Source organism: Clostridium sartagoforme AAU1, assembly GCF_000401215.1.
GTDB classification, from domain to species: domain Bacteria; phylum Bacillota; class Clostridia; order Clostridiales; family Clostridiaceae; genus Clostridium; species Clostridium sartagoforme.
The window spans coordinates 1-1,621 of record NZ_ASRV01000237.1; the positions used below are offsets into that span (position 1 = coordinate 1).

Annotated in this window: 3 protein-coding genes; 2 read left to right on the forward strand and 1 reads right to left on the reverse strand. The window is 19.2% G+C overall.

What is annotated here, in order from left to right; translation table 11 throughout:
- Positions 1-263 precede the first annotated feature (263 nt).
- The gene (locus A500_RS18455) at positions 264-746 is read left to right on the forward strand and encodes a hypothetical protein (protein WP_016209096.1); all 483 of its coding nucleotides are present in this window, start codon (positions 264-266) and stop codon (positions 744-746) included.
- A gap of 66 nt (positions 747-812) precedes the next feature.
- Positions 813-1,010: a hypothetical protein gene (locus A500_RS18460; protein WP_016209097.1), complete on the forward strand. Its 198-nt coding sequence runs from the start codon at positions 813-815 to the stop codon at positions 1,008-1,010.
- A 119-nt stretch (positions 1,011-1,129) separates the two neighbouring features.
- Here A500_RS18460 and A500_RS18465 read toward each other — a convergent pair whose 3' ends face one another.
- Positions 1,130-1,534 carry a hypothetical protein gene (locus A500_RS18465; protein ID WP_016209098.1) on the reverse strand — a complete coding sequence of 135 codons (405 nt, stop codon included), beginning with the start codon at positions 1,532-1,534 and terminating at the stop codon, positions 1,130-1,132.
- Between the last annotated feature and the right edge of the window lie 87 nt (positions 1,535-1,621).

The window sequence follows — 1,621 nt, forward strand, 5'->3', positions numbered from 1 at the left end:
GCAATATAAGGTAGTAATGATATGGAATATAGAAAAAAGATAAAATATTAGAAGTATGGAATTCTAATCATAATAAGGTTGTAAAGTATAAGCAAGTAATAAAAAACAATACTTTAAATGAAGTAACTGAAATTGAAACTAAAAATCTTAATGAATTAATTAGTGAAGTTAGAAAGCAACTTTATGAATGGAATGGAATAAAATAACTTTAAAATAGGGGGAAGTATGGGAGTTAAGTCATTAAAGAATGAAGAAGCTGAAAAATGATAAAGATAAGATTTTGTAATGTTTTAGAGGGATTTAATAAATATAAATATGTTGAGCTTTTTCCTAAAGAAGATAAAGAGATTAAAATAGTAGAAGAAGATTTCATAAATACTTTAGAAGAATTTTTTGACTTAAATTCTAATGAAGATAAACTAATAATAGATTTTTATAAAAATAAATTGGATCATGATAGTATTAAGTTTATTTATGATAATATAGATTCTCAAGAAAGAAAACTATTTAATGATATCTTAAATGAAGGAAGTAGTAATAGTATATTTTTTGAAATAAGAGATAAAAAATATATTAAGCTTTTAACTAAATTATGTACAAGAGAATTATTTTTTATAACCTTTTATTTTACAAAAGGGCCAATATTGGTATGGGGAAATTATAATTTTAAATTTCCTATATTTTATAATGATGAAAAGAACATAAAAGAGTATATAGATATTGCAAAATCTAATAATTTATTTTAAACAATAGTTATATGCTTATACTATATTAATATATATATACTAATATAGTATAAGTGAGGAATTACAATGAATAGCTTTAAAAATTTAATAAACAAGATAACAAGAGAAGAAATGGAAAATGAAATTTCTAATGAAGTAATTTTTAAATGTAGATATTGTAATAATGTAACTAATTCTAAAGAGGCCTATATAGATAAAGAAGAGTTAAATGTTTTTTGTTCAAAATATTGTTTTATAGAATATTTAAAATCAAAATACTTTTAAGCTTATTAAAAGTAAATTTATTTTATATTTTATTTGTTCTAATTTTTAAATGGATATATGTAAGTTTGAGATACTATTAACTGAGTAATAAAACAAACAAATTTACATATATCCATTTTTTAAAATGAAATATTTTCTTTAACATTGTCTTGATTTGGAAAAATAAATATAGTAGATAATCTAAGCTCACCATTTTCAGATATTCTAATAAACCATCTATGATTATTTTTTGATGAGTTATTACTTATATAAGTTTTAGATTTACAAGTGAATTTAGGATATATTATATATGATGAATTATTTAATTCAGCTCTTATAAGAATAATGTATTCATAATCTGTGCATAAATGTTTTATGCTATCTAAATTAACATTTATTTCAGCATTTTTTATAAAGGATAAACATTTAAAGACTTCTCGAGTTTTTATATTTTTAATAAATACAGATACTTTATTATAAATTGAAAAATTAATATCACTAAATTCTAAAATTAAAGTATTTTGATTTAATTCCCCAAAATTCAAATTTTTATTTAAATAAATAAAATTATTAATAACTTATTTCTTTCATTATAATCCTCCATAGAAATAATATATTAATTATACTATTTC